The 24,417-nt window shown below is 76.2% G+C and carries 17 protein-coding genes; 9 read left to right on the top strand and 8 right to left on the bottom strand.

Annotation, left to right across the window (positions count from 1 at the left end; translation table 11 throughout):
• Positions 1-305: 305 nt before the first annotated feature.
• The 4 genes from AB0J08_RS12275 (at position 306) to AB0J08_RS12290 (ending at position 3,157) form a co-directional block, all read left to right on the top strand.
• Complete coding sequence (locus AB0J08_RS12275; RefSeq protein ID WP_360631159.1) at positions 306-2,300, top strand: ATP-binding protein; 1,995 nt, start codon at positions 306-308, stop codon at positions 2,298-2,300.
• Positions 2,300-2,422 (top strand): hypothetical protein, encoded by a 123-nt coding sequence (locus AB0J08_RS12280; protein ID WP_360631162.1) that lies wholly within the window; start codon positions 2,300-2,302, stop codon positions 2,420-2,422. The genes AB0J08_RS12275 and AB0J08_RS12280 overlap by 1 nt, the downstream gene beginning before the upstream one ends.
• A complete protein-coding gene (locus AB0J08_RS12285) occupies positions 2,419-2,799 on the top strand; it encodes a DUF742 domain-containing protein (protein WP_360631165.1) in 381 nt (126 codons plus the stop codon). Before AB0J08_RS12280 ends, AB0J08_RS12285 begins: the two co-directional genes overlap by 4 nt.
• A gap of 220 nt (positions 2,800-3,019) precedes the next feature.
• Positions 3,020-3,157 carry a hypothetical protein gene (locus AB0J08_RS12290; RefSeq protein WP_360631168.1) on the top strand — a complete coding sequence of 46 codons (138 nt, stop codon included), beginning with the start codon at positions 3,020-3,022 and terminating at the stop codon, positions 3,155-3,157.
• A gap of 75 nt (positions 3,158-3,232) precedes the next feature.
• Here the strand turns inward: AB0J08_RS12290 and AB0J08_RS12295 are convergent, their stop codons facing one another.
• The 7 genes from AB0J08_RS12295 to AB0J08_RS12325 form a co-directional block, all read right to left on the bottom strand.
• Positions 3,233-3,718, bottom strand: a complete 486-nt coding sequence (locus AB0J08_RS12295) for a MarR family transcriptional regulator (RefSeq protein ID WP_360631171.1) — start codon at positions 3,716-3,718, stop codon at positions 3,233-3,235.
• A 211-nt stretch (positions 3,719-3,929) separates the two neighbouring features.
• Positions 3,930-5,927: a hypothetical protein gene (locus AB0J08_RS12300; protein WP_360631174.1), complete on the bottom strand. Its 1,998-nt coding sequence runs from the start codon at positions 5,925-5,927 to the stop codon at positions 3,930-3,932.
• Complete coding sequence (locus AB0J08_RS12305) at positions 5,924-9,841, bottom strand: DUF5682 family protein (RefSeq protein ID WP_360631177.1); 3,918 nt, start codon at positions 9,839-9,841, stop codon at positions 5,924-5,926. The genes AB0J08_RS12300 and AB0J08_RS12305 overlap by 4 nt, the downstream gene beginning before the upstream one ends.
• Before the next feature lie 4 nt (positions 9,842-9,845).
• Positions 9,846-11,000 (bottom strand): AAA family ATPase, encoded by a 1,155-nt coding sequence (locus tag AB0J08_RS12310; RefSeq protein ID WP_360631181.1) that lies wholly within the window; start codon positions 10,998-11,000, stop codon positions 9,846-9,848.
• The gene (locus tag AB0J08_RS12315) at positions 10,997-16,144 is read right to left on the bottom strand and encodes a hypothetical protein (RefSeq protein WP_360631184.1); all 5,148 of its coding nucleotides are present in this window, start codon (positions 16,142-16,144) and stop codon (positions 10,997-10,999) included. Before AB0J08_RS12315 ends, AB0J08_RS12310 begins: the two co-directional genes overlap by 4 nt.
• Positions 16,141-16,998, bottom strand: coding sequence for a DUF4132 domain-containing protein (locus tag AB0J08_RS12320; protein WP_360631187.1), 858 nt, complete (start codon positions 16,996-16,998; stop codon positions 16,141-16,143). Before AB0J08_RS12320 ends, AB0J08_RS12315 begins: the two co-directional genes overlap by 4 nt.
• Before the next feature lie 315 nt (positions 16,999-17,313).
• Complete coding sequence (locus tag AB0J08_RS12325; protein WP_360631190.1) at positions 17,314-18,486, bottom strand: PQQ-dependent sugar dehydrogenase; 1,173 nt, start codon at positions 18,484-18,486, stop codon at positions 17,314-17,316.
• A gap of 228 nt (positions 18,487-18,714) precedes the next feature.
• Here AB0J08_RS12325 and AB0J08_RS12330 point away from each other — a divergent pair, with 228 nt between their 5' ends.
• The 5 genes from AB0J08_RS12330 (at position 18,715) to AB0J08_RS12350 (ending at position 23,445) form a co-directional block, all read left to right on the top strand.
• The gene (locus tag AB0J08_RS12330; RefSeq protein ID WP_360631192.1) at positions 18,715-19,662 is read left to right on the top strand and encodes a GNAT family N-acetyltransferase; all 948 of its coding nucleotides are present in this window, start codon (positions 18,715-18,717) and stop codon (positions 19,660-19,662) included.
• Positions 19,663-19,844: 182 nt separating this feature from the next.
• Positions 19,845-20,186, top strand: a complete 342-nt coding sequence (locus tag AB0J08_RS12335) for a hypothetical protein (protein WP_360631195.1) — start codon at positions 19,845-19,847, stop codon at positions 20,184-20,186.
• A 544-nt stretch (positions 20,187-20,730) separates the two neighbouring features.
• A complete protein-coding gene (locus tag AB0J08_RS12340) occupies positions 20,731-21,963 on the top strand; it encodes an MFS transporter (RefSeq protein WP_360631198.1) in 1,233 nt (410 codons plus the stop codon).
• A 4-nt stretch (positions 21,964-21,967) separates the two neighbouring features.
• Positions 21,968-22,627 carry a TetR/AcrR family transcriptional regulator gene (locus tag AB0J08_RS12345; RefSeq protein ID WP_360631201.1) on the top strand — a complete coding sequence of 220 codons (660 nt, stop codon included), beginning with the start codon at positions 21,968-21,970 and terminating at the stop codon, positions 22,625-22,627.
• A 101-nt stretch (positions 22,628-22,728) separates the two neighbouring features.
• Positions 22,729-23,445: a siderophore-interacting protein gene (locus tag AB0J08_RS12350; protein ID WP_360631204.1), complete on the top strand. Its 717-nt coding sequence runs from the start codon at positions 22,729-22,731 to the stop codon at positions 23,443-23,445.
• A gap of 67 nt (positions 23,446-23,512) precedes the next feature.
• On the opposite strand, the gene AB0J08_RS12355 is transcribed toward AB0J08_RS12350, so the two are convergent.
• Entirely contained in the window at positions 23,513-24,064 is a 552-nt protein-coding gene (locus tag AB0J08_RS12355) for an NUDIX domain-containing protein (RefSeq protein WP_360631207.1), read from the bottom strand.
• Positions 24,065-24,417 lie beyond the last annotated feature (353 nt).

Below are 24,417 nucleotides of genomic sequence, written 5' to 3' on the forward strand. Positions count from 1 at the left end.
TCCCGGGAAGCCGCCGACGATCGGGGCCACCCTTCTGACCAGCGGGGATCCGCTGCCAGACGGCCGTCGGATCGGCTCGAAACCGTGTCACCATCCGCTTACGTATCGTCAGTTGATATTGCGATAGGGCCTCCTGGGGCTGATAGCGTGCCTGACGTCGGCGGCCGTGCTGCACCCCGCCCGGACACGGTGACACCACGTCACCTCGCCCGGCCCCCGCCTGGAACCGCCGGCCGTGGCGCTCCGAGACCCCGGTCGGACCGCACACGAGCGAACCCGCCGTTGGCCCTGCACCAAGGAATCAGATGCCAGGCATATCGGCCCCGCGCACGGGCCACCGCGCCGGCCGGTCCGGCTCGCTCCGCCGCTCTCTCCTCGTTCTCGTGCTGGTCCCCTGCCTCGGCCTCGCCGCCACCTGGGGCTACGCCGTCCACCTGCTGCTCGGCTCCGGCCACCGGACCGCCCTGGCCTGCGTCAGCGCGGCCGTCGGCGTCGTCCTGCTCTGGAGCCTGGCGCGCGGAGTACGGCTGGCCCGGACGGTGTCCGCCCGGCTCCTCGGCCTGCGGGCCGACACCCTCTCGCTGGCCCAGCACGAGATCCCCCAGGTGGTCGGCCGGCTCCGGGCCGGCGAGTCCGTCCCGCCGCCGCCCGCCTGGAGCCCCTCCCGGCGCCTCGGCGACGAGCTCCAGCAGACCGCCGAGGGCCTCGCCGCCCTCCGCACCGCCTCCCTCACCGCCATCGTGCACCAGGCCCAGGGCCGCGAAGGAACGAAGAAGGTCTTCCTCAACATCGCCCGCCGCACCCAGATCCTGCTCCACCGCCAGATCAGCATGCTGGACGCGCTGGAGCGCGAGCACGAGGACCCCGAGCTGCTGCGCGAGCTGTTCGCCGTCGACCACCTCGCGACCCGGATGCGGCGCAACGCCGAGAACCTGGTCATCCTCGGCGGCGCGCTCCCCGCCCGGCGCTGGCGCAACGCCGTCCCGATGGTCAACGTGCTGCGCAGCGCCGTCTCGGAGACGGAGAACTACTCCCGGGTGGTCGTCCAGGAAGTCCCGCGCACCTCGCTCGGCGGACACGCCGTCGCCGACGTCATCCACCTGATCGCCGAACTGATCGAGAACGGCACCACCTTCTCGCCGCCCTACAGCAAGGTGCAGGTCTCCGCGCAGGAAGTCCCCAGGGGGCTGGCCGTGGAGGTCGAGGACCGGGGCCTCGGGATGACCACGGAGGAGTACGAGCGGCTCAACGCGTATCTGGCCGACCCGCCCGAGTTGGACGTCTCCGCGCTCGGCGACGACCTGCGGCTCGGCCTCTTCGTGGTGGCCAGGCTGGCCACCCGGCACCACATCCGGGTCACGCTGCGGTCCTCCCCCTACGGCGGGACGCGGGCCGTCGTGCTGGTGCCGTCGGTGCTGCTGGAGCAGGCGGAGCAGGCCCCGTCCGTGGCGGGTCTGCCGTCCGGCGCCCGGGTGACCCGGACGCCGGTGGCGGAGGCCGACCGGGACCGGGACGGCGGGGGCAGCGGGCCGGGTGGACCGGACGGGGGCGGCGGGCCGGGCGGACCGGGCGGGGGCGGCGGGGAGCCCCCGGGGGCTCTCGGCGGGCGGCCGGGCGCCGGGGCGACCGGTATCGCGCCGGATCCGGCGGCGGCCGGTGCGGGAGGTAGTGCAGGAGGTACTGCGGGGGAGGACGATGGCCGGGTGGTCCTCGGGGAGCCGCCGGCCCGGTACCGGGAGGGCGGCGACCGGGGTGACGGCGGCCCCGCCGCCTGTGACCTGCCGGTGGGCTCGCCGATCCCCGGGCTGCCCGGTGCGGTGGTCGTCCCCCGCTCCGCGCCGCCCCGGCGGTACGGGAACCCGGCGGACGAGCCCCCGACCGGGTTCCCGGGCGGCGCTGTCCCGGGTGACGGTGTCCCGGGTGGCAGTGTCCCGGCTGACGGTGGCGCCGTCGTCGGTGGTGCTGTCGTCGGGGGCACGGCCGAAGGTCGGCGGTTCGAAGGCCCGCCGTACGGAGGCCCGCAGGGTGAGCCGTGGGACGGCGTGGTGAGGGGTCAGCCGGCCGACCCCGTAACGCCCGCCCAGGAGCGGGTCCCGCAGGTCTGCTCGGACCACGGTCCGGACGGCCTCCCGCGCACTCCGCCCGTGCTCCCCCGGCGGGTGCGCAACGCCAGTCTCGCCGAGCAGTTGCGCGCGGCACACGCGCCGGCCGCCACGGTGTCCCCGGACGCCTGCCCGGCCACCGCTCCCGCCACGCCTCCCGTACCTCCCGCACCTCCCGCAGCCAAGGAACAGCCGTGATGAGGCGACCCGCCGGGCCGATGGCCGTCGAGACCACCATGCTGGTCAGGCAGGTCGGCCAGTACCTCTCCGCGACGCCGCGCAGCGATGCCGGCCCGGTCGACGCGGGCGGCGGCGCGTGACCGCCGGCGCCGGGGAGGTCTCGTTCTTCGACCAGGACGCCGGCCATCTGGTCCGGCCCTATGCCATCACCAACGGCCGCACCGGCCCGGTCCGTGACGGTTTCGCACTGATCACCCTGGTGGTCACCGCCGACCCGCGCACGGACACCACCCGGCTGTCGCCCGAACCGGCCGCGATCATCGACCTCTGCCGCGAACGCCCGCTGGCCGTCGCCGAGATCGCAGTCGGCCTGGACCTGCCGGTGAGCGTGGTCAAGGTGCTGCTGGACGACCTGTCGGAGGCCCGCCTGATCCTCACCCGGGCGCCCGTTCGACTCGCCGAGGCGCCGGACGTCTCACTGCTCCAGGCCGTGATCGAGGGCGTCCGCCGGATCTGACCGGTCGGCCCGCCCTCGCCCGCCCGGCTCCCACGCGGGCCGGCCCGCGCGAGCGCTTCCAGCTCCCTTCCCCAAGAACCGAATTGACGACCCGGACCCTGGCGCCGGGGGCGGCCGAGATCCTCGCTGCCGGCGGCTTCGGCGTCGGCAAATCGACCATGGTCGGCTCGGCCCCACCTCTTCGGCACGCCCTGCCGGCCCCGGTTCTGGTTCGTGCGGGATGCCCGCCGGGCCTTGGACCTGGACCCCGCCGCCCCGGCCGTCCTCTTCCGGCGTCCGCGAGCGGAGCTCCGGCAAGGAGCTGCCGCTCACGCTGCTCGACCAGGTCCACCGGGAGGCCCTCGCCGGTCGACGGTGAGGGCCCGGACAGTGGCCGGCTGTCCGGGTAACCGCGACAGTGGTCGGGGGCCGGTGCCGGGAGCCGGCCTCGGGGTTAGACGGCGGCCGGCACCGTGGACGCGGCCGGGGCGGCCGGAGTGAGCTTGAGCTCCTCCAGGGCCTGGACCAGCGGGGCCAGTTCCGGGGTCTCGGTGGCCTTCGCGAGCGTCGCCTCCAGGGTGGCGTCGTGCACCGGTCGGGCGGCCTGGAGCAGCTGGCGGCCCTGCGGGGTCAGCTCGGTGTAGATGCCGCGCCGGTCGTCCACGCAGAGGAAGCGGCTGAGCAGGCCCCGGTCCTCCAGACGCGTCACCAGACGGGTGGTCGCACTGCTGCTGAGGGCTGCCGCCCGGGCCAGCTGCTGCATCCGCATGTGCCAGCCGTCCTGCCGCGAGAGTGCGTCCAGCACCGTGTACTCGACCACCGAAAGCTGGTGCTCGCTCTGGAGCGCCTTCTCCAGCGCGGCGTCGATCAGGCCGTGCAGAGCGGCGAGCGTACGCCAGCCGCAGGCGCGGATCTCGGCGGCATCGTCGTGGATACCCATGGCTCGCCCTTCTCTTCCCTGTCCCGGCCCGGACCCCGGCCCGAGCTCGTACGCGAACTCGGGCTCGGCCCCGGGCCGGACCCCGTGGCCGGTCGGTGGACCGGCCGGTCGCTTGTCCGGCCCCGGTCGACGGTGTTACGACCGGTCGAACGTTTTCCCGTCCCCCCAGTATGCCATTCGACGCGTTTTACCTGCCTGTGCAAATACTTTCTTATGACCCAGCCTTGACCTGATCCCGGCGTTGCCAACCCTCCGCGCAGAGTGCCGAGGCCAGCTCCTCCCCGTAGCAGGCCGCTGCCAGCCATGCGGTGGTGAACGCGGCGTGGTCGTCCGCCACGATCCGGCCGAACACGTCCCGGGGGTGGTCCGCCGCCGCCGCGCGGAGCGCGTCCAGCAGGGCGGCCCCCGTGGCCAGGCCCGCCGCACGCAGCTCCGCCCGGCCGGTGTCCGCCCGGCCGGCGCCGAGTGCGAGCCCCTGCCGCCCGCCGGTCACCGCCTGCTCGACCCGGCGGCCCAGCAGGTGGACCGGAGCAGCGGGCCCGCCCGGGCCGGTGAGAGTGTCCGGGCCGGTGAGGGCGTCCGGGCCGGCCGGAGGGGTGGGGGCGCCGAGGGTGAGATCGGCGGTCTGCAGCCGCTCCAGACCCAGATTGACCCGTGCCGCCCGGTCCGCGGGCAGAGCGAGGGCCGGGTCACCCGGCTCCGGCCCGGCGGGCGGCGCGCCCACCGCGAGCAGCCGCAGCTCCGGGCGCTCGGCACGCTCCAGCCGGCCGATCACCCGCAGCCGCAGGCCCGGCGCGGTGGCGAGCAACGCCAGGTTGCCCCGGTACGCCAGTCCGGGGTGGTCGTGTGCCGCGTGCAGCGCGACCACCAGCCCCGCGCAGTCGGCGAGCAGCTGCGACGCGCCGCCCGGCCCGTACGGGGCTGCGCCGAGCAGGGTGACGTCCAGGAACAACAGATCGCTCCCGGCCGGCCGGGTCTCGTACGGCAGCGCCGCCGCTGTCAGCGCCCGCTCCACCTGGGCGGCCGGGGGCTCCGCCCAGAGCCCGGCGACCGGCTCGGCCGTCCACGCCGCACCCGAGGCCCGGACCGCCCGGACCGAGCTGCCCGCGCCGAGCCGGCCGGTGGCGGACCGCGTCGCCCCCTGGACGGCCAGCCCGGCCCGGGTGAACTCGCGATGGCTGAGCAGCGCGTCACCCAGCCGGACCGCCCGGTTCCCGGCCCCGACCGCCTGCGGTGCGGCGGTCGTCGGGTCGGCGTGCGGCATGACCTCCGCGACGGTGCTCAGCCGACCGGTGGCATCCACCACCCAGGTCAGCACTCCGGCGTGGGTGGCGGTCAGGACCGGTTCGGCGAACAGCCCGTACAGCCGCAGCCCGCCCGCCTCGCGATAGGTCTGGCGGGCGGTGCCGCGCAGCACGGCGAGGTCACCGCGCCCAGCGGTCGGGGCGGCCGGCGTCGGGGCGGCCGTGGTCAGGGCCGTGGTCAGGTCGAGCAGCTCGCGCAGGCCGGCGACCAGGGCGGCGAGCCGGTGGTCCGGCTCGCCCGAACGAGCCGCCCGGACCTGGGTCACCACGGCGACCGCCGCAGCGGCCGGCCGGTGGAGCCCGGCGAGCCGGGCTCGGTGGGCGGCGCGCAGCAGCTCCGCCTGGAGCACGGCGCCGGCTCCACCCACCCCCGCCGCCAGGACGGCCGCCGCGGCGCGGTGCAGGTGGCGGACGGCGGCCTGCTCGGCCGGGGTGAGCGGGCCGGCGGCGCGGGCGTCGGGGGCGGTGTCCGCGGCGGTGCCCGAGCCGGCTTCAGGGGTGCTGTCAGCGGCGGCGGGCGGTTCCGGTTCCCGTTCCGGGCCTGTGTCGGGGCCCGGTCCGGTGCCTGGGTCCGGGGCCGGTTCGGTGCCCGCGTCGGCGAGACGGCAGACCGTGACCGCCGCCGCCCGGTGCACGCAGGCCGGCGCCAGCAGGCAGCCGCAGCGGACGTCGGCCGGGACCCGGACCACTCCGCCCGGCGCGTGCAGGACGAGCGCCGTCTCCTCGTCCACCTCGATCCGCCACTCGTCGCCGGACCGCTGCACCGGCCGCTGCGCCAGCTTGGCGGCCGCTCCGTCCAGGCGCTTCTGCAGACGGGCCGACAGGCCCGCCACCACCTCGGCGACCACCTCCGGGCGGACGGCCGGCCAGGCCGCGCCGGACGGCGGACTCTGCTGCTCTGTCATCGGACCTTCTCCCCCACCCAGCGGGCCAGTTCGAGCGGGCTCAGCGCCGCCACGGGCATCCCGGCCGCGACCAGCTGGCCCGCGACCGCCTTCGAGTAGCGCGCCGTCCCGCTGTCGTCCAGCGCGGCACAGCCGAGCAGGTGGCAGCCGGAGTCGACCAGCGCGCGGGTCTGCGTCAGCAGCCCGCCGATCGGGCCGCCCTCCTCGAAGTCGCTGATCACCGCGACCAGCGTCCGGGAGGGCACCGTCACCAGCTCCCGGGCGTACTTCAACCCGGTGGCGATGTGGGTGCCGCCGCCGATCCGTACCTCCAGGAGCAGACCCAGCGGGTCCTCCACCCGCTCGGTCAGATCGACGACCTCGGTGGAGAAGGCGACGAAGTGGGTGCTCAACGACGGCACCCCGGCCAGGATCGAGGCGGTCAGCGCCGCCCAGACCGTGGACGACTCCATCGACCCGGACACGTCGACCACCAGGATCAGCCGCCAGTCGGCCGCCCGGCGGGCCCTGCTCCGGAAGACCGGACGCTCGGGGACGATCACCGTGCCGGCTCCCGGCTCGCCCGGGCGGGCCGGGCGGGCGGTGGCGAGATTGGCCCGGATCGTCCGGTCGAGGTCCAGCCCGCCGCCGGGCCGCCGGCTCGGACGCGGCACGCTGATCCCGGTGAGCGCCGGGCGGAGCCTGGTCGCCAGCTCGCGGGTGAGTTCGTCCACCAGTCGCCGCACCAGCGGGCGCAGCCCGGCGATCCGCGCCTCGGGCAGGCCGCCGGCGTGCTCCAGCACGGTGCGGAGCAGGTCGACGGACGGGCGGACGGCGCCCGGGTCGATCGCGTCCAGTGCGTCGGTCCGACCCCGGCCCACGGCGGCGGCGAGCACCTCCTCGCGGATGCCCGGACCGAACAGCGCGGTCAGCTCCTCGGACCACTCGCGGACCCCCGGGTAGGGTGCCTCGCGGCCGCCCCGGTTGCCGCCGGCGCCGCCCCGCCCGTCCAGGCCGGGGCCGGATCCCTCGCCGTGCCCGGTGCCGTACAGCTCGTCGAGCGCGGTGGCGAGCCGGGAGCCCCGCCCGCCGAAGCCGCCGTTGCCCGGCCGGCCGAGCAGCAGTCGCCAGCGCTCGGCGGGCGCGAGCGCGTGCGCGGCGGGCGCGAGGGACGCGACGGACGCGACGGACGCGGGAGTGAACCGTCCCGGGCCGGCCGTCTCGGGGCCGGGCCGGACGGGGTGCTCCGGTACGACCGTCGGCCGGGCGAGCGGCTTCGGGAGCAGACCGCGCCGCTCCAGGGCAGCGCGGGCGGCGAGGTCCGCGCGGGCCCAGTCGGCGAGCAGCTCAGGCGCGACCGTGTCCGGCAGGGCGTGCAGGCGACTGCCGAGACGCTCCTCGACCAGCGTCAGCAGCCGGTCGCGAGCAGCCGGGGCGAGGGTGTCGAAGCCGCCGCGCAGCGCGGGCAGCCGGTCCAGGAAAGCGGTGTCCGGCAGGGCGGTGACCCGCTCCAGCACCGGTTCGAGCACCTCGGGGGCGGTGGCGAAGAGCCCCTCGGCCGCCGTCAGCAGGCCGACCAGCGAGCGGCCGAGGGCCTGCCGGGTACCCGCGTCGGTGGCCCCGTCGACCCAGGAGGCCGCGCGGTCGCCGAACGCCGTCGGACTGTCCTGCCCGAGCAGCACCCGCACCGCCCCGGCCGCTCCCCGGACCAACGGGCTCCCGCGGTCGGCGAGTTCGGTCAGCGTGTGGCCGAGGCGCACTCCACCGGACAGGTCGGCCCGGCGGGCCAGCTCCACCAGGGCCCGGGCGTCGGCGGGATCGTCCGACCCGCCCAGCCCCTCCAGTTGGCGCACCGCCGCCTCGGTCAGCGACTCGCCCGCCGCCAGCAGCGCGTCGAGCCGGTCCCCGGGCAGAGCCGCAACAGCCTCACTGCCGGACCTGGCGGGATCCGACGGGCCGTCCGTCCGCTCCTCGCTCCCCTCGTCGGACTCGGCCCGCGCGACCTCGGGCGCCAGGCCGGGGATGTGACCGGCGGCGAGACGGTCCAGCAGGGCCAGGGCGTCCAGGAGTTCGGGGAGCGTGCCCGACTGCGGGAGGACGGTGGTGAGCTGGGCGAGGCGGGTGTCGGCGAGCGCGGGCAGCCCGCAGGCGGCGGCGTCGGCGAGGCCCTGGAGCACCTCACGGGCGGTGGGGCCGTCCACCTGCTGCTCGCGGCGCAGCCGTTCCCGCAGCGCGCCCTCGGCCGCCTGGACCGGGGTGACGCCGCGGGTGCCGGCGATCGTCAGCATGGCGGCGACGGTCGGGGTCCACCGCACCCGCCAGCGGGCGCCGAGCGTCTCGGTGCCGCCCGCTCCCACCCCGGCCACCGATTCGCCGTACGGGACGCCGCAGACGGTGAGGCGGTGCAGGAGCAGGTCGCGGCGGCGGTCGAGAGGTGAGCGCAGTGGGTCCAGCCGCAGTTCTCGCGGGGCGGCCTCGGCGGTGTCGCCCGGGCCAGGGAGGCCGAGTTCGGTGAGGGCCGCCTCGACGGCCGGCGCTAGGCCGCTGCGCGGGGCGCCGGGCGCGGCCCGGCCGGTCCGGGTGCCGACCAGGACGCGCTCCAGCGCGCGGGCGACGGCCCTGCCCCGGCCGAACGGCTCCCCCTGGGCGAGGACGGTCTGCACCGCCTCGACCAGCTCGCCCCGGCCCGGGGCGGCCAGCCCGCGCAGCCGCGCGAGGTCCCCCGCGAGCCGGACGATCTCGCGGGCGTCGGCCGGGCCGGAGGGGTGGTCCTGGGCGCGCAGCGCCTGGCAGATGCGCACCGCGGTGCCGGTCAGCGCGTCGGCGAGCCGCTCCGGATCACCGCCCGCGTCGAGCACCGTGTGCTGCCACTCGGGGTCGCGAATGCCCGCCGGGTAGCCGGAGCGGGCGTCGAGCAGCGGGTAGGTGTAGGGGATCAACGAGACGACGTGGCCGCCGTCCGCCGCCGCGTACCCGTTCTCGCCCTCGCCCTCGGGAGCAGGGCCCAGGGCAGCCGCGTCCACGTCCGCGTCGTCGAGCAGTGCGGGCGCGTGGAACGCCCCGACGACGACGGCGACCCGGCGTCCGTCGGCCGCGGCGGCCCTGATGCGCGAGCGCATCCAGGCCTCGCGCCGCAGGTCGTACGGGTCGATGCCGTCGGTCTCCGCCGCATCGCGGCGCATCGCCCAGCCGACCAGCAGCGCGGCCCGGCGGACGGCCTCCGGGGTGGACCCGGGGGCGGCCGTCTCGACCAGGCGGTCCCAGAGGTCCTCGTCGTCCCGCCCGGTGAGCCGGTGGCGCAGCGCGTCGGCGACGCCGGGGCGGCCGCCCGCCGCCGGGCGCCCGGCCGGATGACCGGCCTCGGGCGGGCGGCGGGCCGAGGCCCGCAGGGCGAGCGGCAGGTCGCACGCGAGGGCCGGCACGCCGTTGCGGCGGGCCCACCGCAGCGCGGCCAGCTCCGGCGAGAAGTCGGCGAACGGGTAGAAGGCGAGCTCGGCGGCCCCCTCCCCGGCGCCGTCCTCCGACCGGCCGGGAGCGGCGGCGAGGGCGACCGGCGCCGTGGTGGACTCATCGGCCAACCAGCCCAGCCAGGGCTGGAACTCGGCGGGCAGTTCGACCAGCACCACCTCGGGCCGGGCCGCGGCGAGCAGCGCGGGCACCACCGCGCTGAGCGACGGCGCATGGTGCCGGACGCCGATCAGGTACGCCCCGGGCCGGCCGGCCCCCGAGGCGGCCAGCCGCGCCGCCTCCGCCTCGACGACCCCGCGCGGGTCGCCGTGGTCGCCGTGGTCGCCGTGGCCTCCGTGGTCCCCGGACCCGGGGTCCGTCTTCGAACTCCGGGGCGCGCCGGGGTGCGCTCCCCCGGCGCCGGACCCGCCGGACACCGCCCCGCCCGGTGCGGCACCGCCGGGCATCACCGCGCTGCTCCGCGTCATCGCCTCACGCCTCCAGGGCCGAACGCTGGTCCCAGAGCATGCGCCAGGTGGCGGCGCCCTGTTCGGCACGGCGGCGGACCGGGCCGTCCCAGTAGCCGAGCAGCCGGGCGGCGTCGGCCGGGTCGTCCTTGCGGACGACGCCGATCAGCTGACCGGGCAGCCGCCCGAGGAGATCACCGCCGTCGGACAGGTAGGCGGCGCAGACGCCCAGCGCGGTGGCCACCGAGACCGCTTCGGCGGTGCTCATCACGGTGGACGGCCGCTCGACGTCCCAGCCCTCGGTGGAACGGCCGGTGCGCAGGTCCCGGAAGGCGGTGACGAGTGCCTCCAGCACCGCGTCGTCCACCGCGTACGCGGCACCGGCCCGGGCGACGGCCGCGGTGGACTGACGGCGGACCAGCTCGACCTCGGCGGCCAGGCTGGCGATCGGACCGACCGTCTCGAAGTTGAACCGCCGCTTGAGGGCGGCGGACATCTCGCTGACGCCCTTGTCCCGCAGGTTGGCGGTGGCGATCAGGGTGAAACCCGCGGCGGCGTGCAGCTGGCCGTCCGGGCTGCCCGCCAACTCGGGCACGGCGATGCGCCGTTCGGAGAGCAGCGAGACCAGCGCGTCCTGCACCTCGGGCAGGCAGCGGGTGACCTCCTCGACCCGGGCGACCGCGCCGGTGGTCATCGCGGTGAGCACCGGCGAGGGCACCAGGGCCTCCCGGCTGGGCCCCTTGGCCAGCAGCAGGGCGTAGTTCCAGCCGTACTTGAGCTGGTCCTCGGTGGTACCGGCGGTGCCCTGGACGGTGAGCGCGCTGGTGCCGCAGACAGCGGCGGCGAGCAGTTCGGAGAGCATCGACTTGGCGGTGCCGGGCTCGCCGACGAGCAGCAGGCCGCGCTCCCCGGCGAGGGTGACGACACAGCGCTCGACCAGCGCCCGCTCGCCGACGAACTTCTGCTCGACGGCCAGGCTCCTCCGCCCGGCCTTGAGCTTCTCGCCCTCACTGCCCATCACGAAGGTGACCACGGCGCGCGGGGTGAGCCGCCAGCCGGGCGGGCGCGGGCCGGAGTCGTAGGCCGCCAGGAACTCCAGTTCGGCGGCGTACTTCTCCTCGGGCGGGACGGTCTGCCGGGCCGTGGAATCGGCGGGCTGGTCCTTCACGGCGGTGCTCATCGGCGGGCCTTCCTGCGCTTGCTGGTGCGGAGCTCTTCGTAACCGGGGGCGTCCCCGTCACCGACCCGCTGCCAGGCCCGGGCGAACAGCTCCGGGACGGACAGGTGCGGCAGGACGGCGTGGTGGGTGGGCAGTTCGTACAGACCGGCCTTCCAGGTCTCCGCCGGCAGGCCGGGGGCCTTGGCCTCCTGCCAGCCGCCGGGCAGGAAGAGACTGCGGCCGGCCCGGGCCCGCTTGGCCTCCAGCACCAGGTCGGTGGCGGCGAGTTCGGCCCGGGCCTGCTTCAGCCGGGCGGGCTTCCAGCCCGTCCAGCGGGCGACGTTGCGGTCCGTCGGATCGGGCAGGGCCAGCAGTTGGAGGTAGAGCGCGGCGGCGTCCGCGCCGAGGCCGCGGGCGGCGGCCACCTCGGCGACCAGCGGGCCCACGCTGAGCTGCGGGTTCTGCGCCCAGCGGGCCAGCCCTCCGGCACCGGCCGGCGCCTGGTCGGACCCGAGCTCCACCGGCGTCACCAGGCGCTCCAGCTCGCCGCCCAGGATCGCCGCCAGCGCGGGCCGCTGGCTCCCGAACCAGTAGTCGGCGCAGAGCCCGTCCAGCAGCTCCAGCAGCGGGTCGTCGCCGCCGGTGAGCCCGGCCGGACGCAGCCAGGCGTGCTCGTCGTCGCCGTATCCGGGGGCGAGGACGAGGGCGTCCCCGCAGCGGACCAGGCCGTCGGCGTCGGCACCGCCCTCGGCCGGCAGACCGTAGCGGGTGCGCAGCAGCGGCGCCAGCTTCTCGTTCTTGGCGGTGCGGTGCAGGTCGTAGCCCAGCAACAGCCCCGGGTCGGCGAGCCGGCCACGCAGCGCGGCGACGGCCCGGGGCAGCAGCGGGCGCAGCGGGCCGTCGGCGGGCAGGTGGTAGGCGAGCCAGCGCAGGGCGTCGACGGCCCCGCCCAGGCCGGCGTTGCCGGGCAGGGCGTCCGGGTCGTCGGCGAGCAGGCGCACCGGCCCGCCGTCCTCGTCGGCGCGCACCCGGTAGCCGGTGGTGCGGCTGAGCCAGGGCGTCCGGGCGGGGTTGAGGACCTCCTCGATGTGGTCGATGCCGACGCCGCTGACGGTGGCCTGGGCGTCCTCGGGCAGGGTGACGAGCTTTCCGAAGCGCTCCGTCCACCGCTCGGCCCCTGCGGCGATGTCCGGCCCCTCGGTCCAGAGGGCCTTCGGGTCGGCGGGCAGCAGGGCGGTCCAGACGGCGGCGAGGCCGGTCCGGTCGCGGCCGCGCAGCCAGTCGCGGGCGGCCCGGGCCTCGGCCGACTTGAGGCCGTACTCCTTGAGCCGATCGGCGGGGAGCCCGTTTCCGTACCACTGGAAGAGGGTGCCCGTGGGGCTGAGCAGCAGGGCGGCGCGGGTGGCACCGATGCCGGTCCGCCCGCCGAACGCGGTGGCCTGCCCGGGCTCCCGGGTGAAGCCGCCGTGCAGGGCGAGCAGGGTGGTGAACCGCGCCGTCCAGTCGGCGGTGACGGCCTCCTCGGTGGTGCGCTCCTCGGCGGTGCCGAAGTGGGCGACCGGCCCGAAGGCACCGCTCGGATCGTGGTCGACGGCGAGCCAGTGCACCCGGTCGTCGCGGTGGTGGCGGCAGCCGAGGACGACCACGGTGCGGCCCCCGTGCCGCAGGACCTGACCGGCCCGCGGCTGGTGCTTGCGTTCGGTGCCGTCGGGGTCGACGAAGGTGCCGAGCGGCTCGGTGAGGGTGATCTCGCGCAGGGTGGCGCCGCGGTCGGCGAGCGGCCCGCGGGTGAGCTCGGTGAGCAGCAGGGCGAGCGCCGACCGCTCGGCCGCGCCGGTGAGCGGCGCGGCCGCGGCGTAGGCGAGGGTGCCGAGGCGCCCGAGGACGTGCAGCCAGCCGTGGTGGTTGTCGTCCCCCTCCAGCTCGACCTGGAGCGGGGTGGACCAGCCGTCGGCGCCCTGCGGCGCTGCCGGCGGGTCGGCGAGGACGGCGAGGACGGTGCGCAGGTTGCCGAGCACCCGCCACTGGTCGTCGCGCTCCCAGGAGCGGCCGAAGCCCCCGACACCAGGCAGCAGGATGTCCACCGCCTCGCGCAGGTCCTGGTCGCGTCCGTGCTCGGGCCGGTAGGCGGGGCCCGTCCGGGCGGTGCCGGCCTTGGGGCGGGCCTCGGCCTCGGGTTGCGGGACGAAGCGGGAGGCCCGGTCGAGCAGGTCGGCGGCGGCCCGGGCGAGCCCGGCGACGCCGGCCCGCAGCAGCGGGTGGTCGACGCCGGGCAGGACCGCGCCCACCGCCTCGACGGGCACGGTGCGCCGGGCGGCCTTGCCGCCCGCGAGCAGGCGTCGCGACCCCTGGACGACGAGCCAGCGCTGCTCGCCCTCGGCGACCGGTTCGACGTCCACCGGCCAGGCGGCGTCGATCAGCCGGGCGGCCTGCTGCTCGGTCAGGCCGCGCAGGACGTGCGAGCCCGCTTCGTCGCGCGGCCGCAGGGCGTGCCAGTGGACGAGCGGGGGGACGAGCGCGGTACCGGCGGCCTCCAGCCCGCCGGGCCGGCAGCTGCGGAGGTCGGTGGTGGTGTCGCCGCCGGTGCCGTCCGCGTCGGGCAGGGCGAGGCCGAGGCCGCCGCCGCGCGCCTCGACGACCAGCGGGTGGGCGCCGCCGGGCAGACCGAGCCGGCCGACCGGGAACTGCTCGGCGTGCCGGCCCCGGCCAGTGAGGACGAGGGTGGACCCGTCGGCGGTGCCGGTGGTGACCCGCACCCCGTCGACCCGGACCCAGCTGCCGAGCGCGGCGCCGTCGGTGCCGAGCGGGGTGGCCTCCAGGCCGGGCTGCATCGGCAGCAGCCGGGTGCGGTCGACGTCGAGCCGGCCGGCGGCCGCGGTGGCGGCGATCCGGGGCGGTTCGGCGACGCGACCCAAGGTCCCGGTGACCGGGTCCAGCTCGGTGAGGGCGGCGCCGGACTGGCCGTGACGGACCGTCCAGTGGCCGGTGCCGTCGCCGATCACCTGGTACTCGGCGGGCATCCGGGTATCACCGGCGTGCAGCGGGCGCTCGCCGGTGGTCCGGCCGCCGCCGGGCAGCGGGAGGGACGGGGAGTCCGGATCGTTCCTGCCGCCGTAGTAGCGGACGACGGTCTCGCCGCCGAGCTCGAAGGTCTCGGCGGGGCGGCCGGACCAGTAGGCGTACTGCTTGCCCTCCCGGTACCAGGCGACCAGCAGCTCGCCGTCGACGAAGCGCAACCGGGGTCGCTGCCAGTGCTCCAGCTTGTCGGGGATGCGCAGGGCGTGCTCCAGCAGGATGCCCTGCGGGCCGACCACCACGGCCTGGCCCCGGTGGACCAGGATCAGCTGGGGCCAGGCGTCCTCGATGGCGAGGCCCTCGGGCAGTTCCTTGCCGCCCGGACCACCGGGCGCGGCGCCCGGCTCGATGCCCACCCTGCCGAGTGCCTCCTCCAGCGCGGGCCAGCCGAGCTCGTCGAGGATGCCGGCCCGCAGGGTGCGGGCGAGCAGGCCGGTGACGTCGAGACCGGCGATCCGCTCGGCGGCGGCCGGGTTCTCGGCGCGGATCGCGGTGCGACTGCCGCGCAGCTGCCCCAGCAGGGCGGCGGCGCTCGCCAGGCCGCGGGCGGCGAGGAGTTCGTCGGCCCGCGCGTCGGACCACTCGACGAACAGCTCGCGCAGCACCGGGAGAGCGGGCAGCTGCTTGAGCGCGGCGGCCGACCAGCTGTTGGGCACGGCAGCGCGCAGCGCGGGGCGCAGCCGCGGATCGGCGGCGACGGCGGCGAGGGTCCGGCCGTCGGGGCCGGACGCCCGGACCCAGTCGTCGAGGTCGAGGCCGTACCCGTCGGCCGGGTCGGCGACCGGGACGCCCTCGGCGAGCAGGAGGTCCAGCAGCTCGATCTGGGTGGGGCTGCGCCGCACTCCGGTGAAGAGGTCCACCGGAACGCCGTCGGCGCGCAGCCGCTCGGTCATCCGGGCGGCCAGGGCGACGGTCTCGGTGCTGAGGCCGCGGTTGCGCCAGCCCCGGCCGAGGTGGCCCACCCAGCGCTGCAGCCAGACGGCGGCCGGCTCGGCGCCGGCGGCCGCGGCTCCCGGGGTGTCGGCGCCCTGGGTGTCGGCGCCCTGCCCTGCCGCGCCCACGGCGGGCAGGCCGGTCAGCAACTGCTCGGCGCCGCTCTCGGCGAGGACGGCGAGCCAGGAGGCGTCCTGGGCGCTCTGGTCGGAGACGCCGGCCGGGTCGGGCAGGATCTCCAGCAGCCGGGCGCGGACACTCTCGTCCCGCCGGCCGAGCTCGACGACGGCGCCGTGCCAGGACTTCCAGAATGCGCCGGGTGCCCGGTTGACGGCGGGTGAGGCGAGCAACTCGGCGAGCAGGGCCTGCTCGTGCTCGGTGCGGTCCAGCCCGGCGGCCCGGATCAGGGCGCGGGCGTCCTCGGCGACCCCGGCGTAGGGGGCCATCCCGGCGGCCGAACGCTCGGTGCAGAGCTGGCGGAAGCGCTGCCAGGCGGTCAGCGGGTCGAGCCGACCGCTCAGCTCCTTGACGTACTGGCGCAGCGCCTTGACGGTGAGCGCGCCGGCCAGCGCGAACTCCAGGAAGACGGCGCGCAGCCGCTCCTCGTCCACGGCGAGGCTGTGGGTGCGCTCGGCCTCGCGGGCCTTGCCGAAGAAGGTGCCGGCGTAGCTCTGGTTGCCCTGTTCGACGAAGATCCGGCCGACCTCCTCGCAGTAGGTCGGCAGGAAGTGCGGCACGGCGCGGCCGAGACGCACGGCGAGCGCCTCGAAGCCGTCCTTGGCGTGGCCGGGCTTGGACTTGGCCTGCCGGGCGAGCCGCTCCATCTCTTTGACCAGGGCGAGCGCGTGGTGGCCGTTCGCCGGGTCGTGGACCAGCGCCCAGGCGGGGAAGCCCAGCGCCTCCTGGCGCACCTGGCCGACCTCGGCCGGCTCCTCGGCGGGCTTCAGCCCGAGGAAGTCGACCGCGAGGTCCTCGGCGGGCCCGAGCGCGCCCGGGACGAGCCGGACGACGCGGCGCCCGTCGAGCGCGGGGTGGGCGTAGCTGCGGGCGGTCAGGACGTCCGCGGCGCTGTCGGGCCGCCCGGCGTCGGGCAGCGTACCCGCCGGGAGGACCGCTCCGGCGTCCAGCAGGCGCTCGTGCAGTGCGGTGGTGCTCATGCGGGCTCCTCCCCTTCGATCGTGCGGCCGGCGTGCAGCGCGGCGGCCATCCGCATGCCCTCGGACCAGGCGACCGGCCCGACCTCGGCCAGCGGCAGGACCTTGCCGTCCGGGCCCGCCCAGCTGAGGGCGCCGGTCTCGCACGCGTCGTACTCGTAGTAGTCCCCGACCCAGACACGGGCCTCCAGGGCGAGGCCGTCCTCGACGACGGGCAGCACGGCGTGACCGCCGCGCACCCGGTAGCCGAGTCGGGCGCAGCGGCCGAGCAGCTCGCGCAACTCCTTGTAGCGACCGCCGGAGTAGGCGGTGACCTCGGTGCCGGGCGCGGCCTGCGCCGGGCGGTGCCAGACCTCCCGGTACAGCTGCTGCACCTGCTGGGAGACCCCGAGCTCGACGGCGAACTCGCGCAGCTCGTCCAAGCCCTCCAGGAGGACGGGGTGGGGTATCCGGATCTCGCCGTCGGTGAGGCGCACGGTGTCCCCGTCGAGGTCGACCAGGCCGAGCCCGCGCTCGGCGTCGGCGCCGCGCAGGAACCCGGCGACCTCGCCGCCGGCCCCGGTGACCACCAGGTCGCGCAGGACGTCCTGCCAGGCCTCGTCGGGCCAGACCGCGACGACGACCGCGGCGGGCACGGGCAGCGAGCGCACCATCCACCGCTCGACGTCCTCCTGGCAGCGCCGCCGGTGCGCGGCGAGCCACTCGGTGAGCTGCTTGAGCCCGGTGACCACCGGGTCGTCGTTCAGCTTCGACGGAAGGGACTTCAAGGGCCGGCCGGCCGCGTTGCGGCACACCACCCGGCCCTCGTCGTCGAGCGCGACTTGATAGCCGCCCGTCCCCGCTTCCACCCACGTCACGGCCGCTCTCCTCCCAGCTGCTGGTCTGCGATGGGAGGAACGTAACGGGACACACTGACAACGCGTCCGTCAGGGGGCCGCTGCTGCGACCGAGCACCTTCAAACCTATCGAACGAGTGAACGATCAGCAGGGATGCGCGGCGGCCACCGCCGCCGGGCGGAACGGCGGCGGCCCAACTCCCGCACGGGAAGCACGGTTCGTCGGTCGGGTGAACCGGCCCAGGCCGGCGAACGGGCAGCCGGGCGGCCGACCGGTTGAACGGGAGACGGCGGAGGGCCGGGACGACGGTACCGACCGCGGCTCCCGGCCCCCGGCTACGAAATGGTGAGGCGCAGGATCCGGTCGTCGCCGGAACGGGAGTCCCCGCGCCCGTCGGTGTTGTTGGTGACCAGCAGCAGCGTGCCGTCCCGGTCGGCGACCACGGTGCGCAGACGGCCCTGGGCGTCGGTGAGGAACGCCTGCGGGGCGCCGGCCGCCCGGTCGCCGTCGAGCGGGACGCGCCAGAGCCGGGTGCCGCGCAGCGCGGCGATCCAGACCGCGCCGTCGGCGTACGCGATGCCGCTCGGAGACGCCTCGGAGGTGTGCCACTGGGCCACCGGGTCGATGAGGTCGGGCCGGTTCCCGATGCCCTCGACCACCGGCCACCCGTAGTTGCCGCCGGCCCGGATCAGGTTCAGCTCGTCCCAGGTGTCCTGGCCGAACTCCGAGGCCCAGAGCCGCCCTTGGGGATCCCAGGTGAGCCCCTGCACATTACGGTGGCCGTAGGAGTACACGGGTGAGCCGGGGAAGGGGTTGCCCGGCGCGGGGGCGCCGTCCGGGGTGAGCCGCAGGACCTTGCCGCCGAGCGAGCCCTCGTCCTGGGCGAGCGCGGTGTTGCTGCTGTCGCCGGTACCCGCGTAGAGCAGGCCGTCGGGGCCGAAGGCGATCCGGCCGCCGTTGTGCCGGGGGCCGTGCGGAATGCCCGACAGGAGGACTTCGGGTGCGCCGAGTTGCTCGGTCGCGGGCCGTGCCGGGTCGTACGTCAGCCGGACGATGCGATTGTCCGTGTCGGTGCTGAGGTAGGCGTACACCAGGTGGTCGTCCCCGTAGCGGGGCGACAGGGCGAGGCCCAGCAGCCCGCCCTCGTCACCGGAGACCACGCCGGGGACGGTGCCGGCCTCGGTGCGGGCGCCGTCCTTCGCCGCGACCCGGAGGATCCGGCCGCTGTCCCGCTCGGAGACCAGCAGGTCGCCGTCGGGCAACACCACCAGGCCCCAGGGCGCCGCCAGCTCCTCGGTGACCGTCGCCCGGACGGCCACCAAGGGAGCGGGGCCGGGCGACGGCGAGGCCCCGGACGCGGTGGCGGACGCGGCGTCCGAGGAAGGGCCGGACGCCGACGACGACGGAGCGGCCGATGTGGCGGCGGGCGCCGGGGCCGAGGAACAGCCCGTGACGGCGACGGATCCCAGGAGCAGGGCCAGCAACCCGACTCCGACACGACTGCGCACGAGCGTCTCCACTCAGGAGGGCGGTTCAAGAGGACCGAGAACGGCTGCCGCGCGGGAAGGCCGGGAAGCACGACAGCCCTCAGCTCATCACAACGGGCGCGTGCACACCCCTCGACACTCGCCGCACTCGGCCCAACGGCGTCGAGATCCCGGCAGGCGCGCAGTTCCTCTTATGGAGTCGCCGCTCCTCTTATGGAGTCGCCACACAGCCTAGTACAATGTCACATTGTGACTCCTCGTCCATTCCAGCCCTCCACCGACTACCCGCCGCTGGCCCGGCTGCTGTCCGCCACCACACTGCGACCGGTCACCCCGGCGACACTGCGCGCCCAGGACGCCGAACTGCCCTCGCGCGGCAGCCTCTACGCCGCATCCGGCAAGCCGGTCACCGGTTTCGGTCGGATCCGACTGGTGACCGCCGACCCCGACGGAGAACTCCTCGCCTACGCCACCGCCTGGCGGGCACCGTGGACTCCGCCCGGGGACATCGCCTCCCTGGTCGTCGGCTCGGCGGGCCTGCCGCCCGAGCGGCTCCTGCCACTGACGGACGCACTGGAAGGCTGGGCCCGGGGCGCCGGCGCCCGCCGACTACTCGGCGAACTGCCCGACCACGGAAAGGCCTTGCTCCGCCTGCTCACCGCCCGCGGCCACCAGGTCGACGCCCACGTCCGCACCGCGACCGCCCGCCTGGACGCCGTCCGCCCGGCCACACCGCCGCCCGGCATCCGGTTCGGCACGCTCGCCACCACCATCGCCCCGCAGCCGGCCCTCCAGCTCTACCGGCTCTACCTCGAGACGCTGCCGGACAACCCGGGCTTCGCCGACGCACTGCCCGACTTCGACCGCTGGTACGCCGAGGCGGTGACCGGCGAAGGCTGCCGCCCCGACTGGGTGTTCACCGCCGAGTGCGCGGGGCGGATCGTCGGCGTGAGCGCCGCCCGCACCACCGACGATCCGCACACCTGCCACGTCGACTACACCGGCGTCCTGCGGCCCTGGCGGCGACGCGGGCTGGCCCGGGCCCTCAAGACCTTCGCCACCCACCGCCTCGCCGCCCAGCGCGTGCGGACCGCCCACACCGAGGTCGAGGCGGCCAACCGCCCGATGATCGCCGTCAATTCGTCCCTCGGATACCGGTGGGGCCCGGGCCACTACCGGCTGATCAAGGAACTCTGAGCCGGCCCCCGCCCCGCCGCCCGTTCCGCTCCGGCAAGCGCCACCCCGGCCGATCCGCCACCCGGGTGTCGAGCGCCGCGGCCCGGTCGCACGGCGCGTGGCAGGCACCGTTCGTGATCGACCGTCAGCTAGCGTGCTTCGTCGGAAGGCCTGAGGGCATCGCGGTGACGAAAGGGCTCACCATGGCGGAGAACTTCACGAATCAGCCGGCGTCGGAGTCCGTGCGCCTGATCGACTTCGACGAGGCGAAGGCCGTCCCGGGGATCGTCCCGGGCACCTTCATCCTCGTCGTCAGCGGGACCAAGCCGTACCTGAACATGACGGTCCGCCTGTCGCCCCTGACCTTCATCGCCCGGCCGGAGTACTGGGGCATCGAGGTGGTCGGCGCACTGCCCGGCATCGGGCTCCCCGCGACCGCCTCGTACACGGAGTCCCTGCCGTTGGACGGCATCACGGGCACCAAGGGGATCGAGGTGATCGGGGCCTACCGGACCGAGCGGATCGACCTGCCGGACCGGGGCTGAGGCCGGGAACGGGCCCCGACCGGAGCGCTGACCGGCGGCCCGGCCGGGCCGCTCGGCAGGGCGCCCCCGCAGCATCCCGGAAAGATGCGGAACCGGCCGCCGTACGCGGCCGGCCCGGGCACCGGACGGACCGACCGCTCGACCGGTTCGACGGCCGGGGCGGGCAGCGCGACAGCGGGTCGTCGCACAGCGCGCCGCAGGTGCGGAGCCTGGCGGGCACGGCCGGTCCGGCCCCGCCGTCGTGGCCGAACGCCACCGCGCCCGCCACCAGCGGGTGCGGGACTCCGTCGCGGCGCGCCCGCGCCGGAGCGTCTGGGCGTCGCGGACCGGTAGCGAGTGGCCGTCCTGCGCGACCCCGGGAGCCAACCCACGCCGGGCGCGACCGGACTTCGCATTGAACCTGGACGCAACGTTGCGTCCAGTGCTACCTTCCAATCGCAACGCAACGTTGCGTCTACTTTGCTTCCCGGGCCCCTCCGAGCCCGCGCCGAGCCCTGCACCGGACCCGCCGGAACCCCGCCCTCCCACTCCGAGGAGCACCGCCGTGCCTTCCATACCCCCCGCCCTCCCCTCACCGACCCCCGCGACGCCGATCGCCAGAGCCGCCGTCGCGCTCGCCCTCTGGGTCACCATGGCCGGCACCACCGTCCCGACCCCGCTCTACCCGCTCTACCAACAGGCCTTCGGCTTCTCGCCGTTGACGGTTACGGTGACCTTCGCCGTCTACGCCGTCGGCGTCGTCGCCGGCCTGCTCACCCTCGGCCGCCTCTCCGACCGGATCGGCCGCCGCCCCGTCATGGCCGCTGCCCTCCTGCTCGCCGCAGCCGCCGCCGGACTCTTCGAAGCCGCCTCCACCCTGCCCTGGCTGCTGGTCGCGCGAGTGGTCTCCGGCCTCGCCGCCGCCCTGATCACCGGCGCCGCCACGGCGGCCCTGCTCGACCTCGCCCCGCCGGAGCGCCGGCTGCGCGCCCAGACCCTCGCCCTCGCCGCCAACATGGGCGGACTGGCCGGCGGCACCCTGCTCTCCGGTGCCCTCGCCGAGTGGGCCGGCTCCCCGCTGCGCCTGCCCTGGACGGTGATGCTCGCCCTCACCGCCGCCGCCCTGCTCGGCCTGTTCGCCGTCCCCGAGAGCGTTTCCCCCACCACCACCGGGCTCCGTCCGGGCTTCCAGCCGCTGCACGTGCCGGCCGGCATCCGGCCCGCGTTCCTGCGCGCCGCCCTGGCCGCCGGATCCGGCTTCGCAGTCCTCGGTGTCCTCACCTCGGTCAGCGGGCTCTTCCTCGCCACCGTCCTCGACCTCCACCACCACGCGCTCACCGGCCTGGTCGCCGGCCTCGCCTTCGCCGCAACCGCCGTCGGCCAGTTGCTCGCCCGCGTCCTGCCCGGGCCTCGCGCGCTGCCCGCGGCCTGCGCCGGCCTGGTACTGGCGGCCGCCCTGATCGCCACGGCGCTGCTCGCCGAGTCGCCGGCGCCCCTGCTCCTCGGCGCCTGTGTCAACGGCCTCGCCACCGGCACCGCGGTCGGCACCGGGCTCGGCGCCGTCAACGGGGGCGTCGAACCGCGGCAGCGCGGCGCGGCGGTCTCGACGTTCTTCGCCGTCCTGTACGCGATGCTCTCGGTACCGGTGGTCGGCGTCGGCGTCCTCATCCGGGCTACCGACCTGCGCACGGCGGGCGTCGTCTTCAGCGTGCTGGTCGCCGTCCTGGCCGTCGGTGTCGCGGCCGGTCTGACCGGTCGTCGCCCGCGGCCTTCGGCCGCCCTGGCGGAGGAGGCATGAGAGGATGAGCCCGACCAAGCACCCCGGCCGGCTCCGCCGTCGGCCCGCCCGTGAGGACCGCAGCGCCATCGCCGCCCAGCCCCGCCCCGCCACCGGCAGCAGCAGCGCGAACAGCGGCCGCCGCAGCGAGGCCGCGCGCCTGGCCGTGCTGAACGCCGCCGACGACCTCCTGGTGGAGCACGGATTCGAGGGCCTCACCATCGAGGGCATCGCCGCTGCTGCGGGCGTCGCCAAGCAGACGATCTACCGCTGGTGGAAGTCCAAGGTCGACATCCTCTTCGACAACCTGGCCCTGGACTCCGGCCCCGGCCTCGCCTGGCCCGACTCCCCGGCCGCTCCGGCCGATCTGCGCGCCTACCTGCACCGCTTCGCCACGTTCCTCGGCGAGGAACCGGCCGGCCGCGTCCTGCAGGCCCTCCTCGGCCATGCCCAACTCGACGCGCGTACGGCGGAGTTGCTGCACACCGACTTCCTCGACCCACTCCGTGCCCGCGATGTCGCGCACATCCGGGCCTGCCTCGGCACCTCCGAGGACGAGGCCGCGGTGCTGCTGGACGCCCTGCTCGCCCCGCTCTACCACCGCGCCCTGGTACTGCGCCGCCCGCTCGACCGGGCCTTCGTCGACACACTGCTCGACCAGCACCTCGGCCACCTCGCACGCTGATCCCGGCGCCGCGCCGCCCCAGCTCTTCACCGTGCCGCGCCGCACCTTCGCCGCGCCCTTCATCCGGCCCGTGTCCGCCTCCGGGCCGCTCAGGAGTCCTCATGTTCCGACGCCCCCGTCCGACCCACGACGTCGAGGTCATCGCGACCACCCCGTTGACCTCCACCCTCACCCGGATCACCCTCGCCGGCCCGACGCTGGCCGAGCTGGGGATCGAACACCCCACCCAGTGGGTCAAGTTGGCCATCCCCGAGGGCCCGTCCCGGGCCTACACCATCCGCCACCACCGGCCCGCCGACCGCGAGGTGGACATCGACGTCGTCCTGCACGGCAACGGCCCCGCCGCCCGCTGGGCGTCCGTCGCCCACCCCGGCGACCGGGCCCGCATCGCCGGGCCGCGCGGCCGCCGGCCGGACTTCGACGGCGCCACCCGGCTGCTCCTTGCCGCCGACGAGAGCGCCCTCCCCGCCGCCCTCACCCTACTTGACCAACTGCCCGCCACCGTAAGTGTCTTCGCCTGGTTCGAGGTCGCCGAAAGCACCGACACCCTCCCCCTCGCCACCCGCGCCGAGCTCACCACCACCTGGCTCCCCCGCGGCGGCTCCCACCCCAAGGGCCGGCTCCTCGCCGACGCCCTCCTCGCCACCGACGCCCCCTTCGCCACCGACGTCCCGGCCGGCTCGGCCGCCTGGATCGCCGGCGAGGCGACCGCCGTGGCCACCGTCCGCCGCCACCTCCTCACCGACCGGAACCTCCCGCGCGACCGCGTCCACGCGAAGGGCTACTGGAAACACGGCGAGGCCGACCACAAGGGGTGAACCGGCCGCCGTCACCCGCGGCGGGGATCGACCGGCGCCGCCCCTCAGCCGGCCGAACCCCGACCCGCTACCGCCGCCGCCGCGCCGAGCGGTACGGCCCCAGGAAGAACGAGAGCGCCGCCAGCGACGCCCCCTCGGGCACCTCCCCGGCGGCCAGCAGCTCCACCACGTCCTCCTCCGCCACCCACTCGACCCGGCTCGCCTCGCTCCGGTCTGCCGGTTCGCCAATCCGGGTGCAGCCGGTCATGTGGAACGCGTGGAACCGCATCGTCGAGATGCCGGACATCGCGTTGAACCCGACCAGCGGCTCCACCCGGCCGGGCCGCCACCCGGTCTCCTCCTCCACCTCCCGGGCGGCGGCCGCCGCCGGCTCCTCGCCCGGCTCCGCCCACCCGGCCGGCACCTCCCACCCCCACTGCCCGGTGATGAACCGGTGCCGGTACAGCAGCAGGAACCGCCCCGCGTCATCGGTGACCACCGCCGTCGTGCACGCCTTCGGCATCCGCACCACATGGTGGTCGACCCGCCCGGTCCCGGGGATCTCCACGTCGTCGAGCCAGAGCTCCACCCAGGGCGACTCGTAGAGCCGCCGCCGGCCGTACGTCTTCCACTCCGTCATCGGCCGACTCTCCTCCGCACCCGCGACCACCACGACCTCAGCCACGACCCTCTCACGCCGTCGTCACCGGAGCTCCGGGCCGCCCCCGGCAGCGGCCCGAGCGGAAATCCCGGTGCCGAGCGGGGGACGGCCCCCTACCGTGGGCGGCATGTGTACCCGGAGCCGGACCTCGCGACGGCACTTCGTCTGCCTGCCGTGCCGGTCATCGGTGAAGCGGCACGGCGCGCCGGGGCGGGACGTGTGCGCGCGGTGCGGTGGCGCCCTGGTCGACGCGGGCCAGGACCTGGCGGTGCCGCCGCGGCGGGACACGGCGGGGTGGCGGGCACTGACGGCCCTGCTCGCCGCCGGGGTGA

Source organism: Kitasatospora sp. NPDC050463 (genome assembly GCF_040655255.1).
Lineage (GTDB): Bacteria > Actinomycetota > Actinomycetes > Streptomycetales > Streptomycetaceae > Kitasatospora.